This is a genomic window from Psychromonas aquatilis (assembly GCF_038155185.1).
Classification (GTDB): Bacteria; Pseudomonadota; Gammaproteobacteria; order Enterobacterales; family Psychromonadaceae; genus Psychromonas; species Psychromonas aquatilis.
Window position 1 is genome coordinate 1 of sequence record NZ_JBAKAZ010000190.1, and the last position, 278, is coordinate 278.

Below are 278 nucleotides of genomic sequence, written 5' to 3' on the forward strand. Positions count from 1 at the left end.
ATTTGGTTCAGTCTGTGTAACGAATGGTGCTAGCGAGGCGATGGTTGTTCCGTTCGTTAATAAAGAGATCATGAAAACACATTTATTACAGATATCCAAAGCCACTGTCAGTAATAGGCATGCCGTTGTTATTATGGATGGTGCAGGTTGGCATGTTGATAATATTGATGCAGGCTTGGATAACGTTTCAATAATAAAACTGCCACCATACTCACCGGAACTAAATCCAATAGAGCAAGTGTGGAGCTGGTTAAGGCAACATCATCTAGCAAACCGCA

Annotated in this window: 1 protein-coding gene; it reads left to right on the top strand. The window is 41.4% G+C overall.

Going from position 1 to position 278, the window contains the following annotated elements:
* On the top strand, positions 1-278 hold a 278-nt coding region (locus tag V6256_RS15305; protein WP_341599116.1), incomplete at both ends, for a transposase.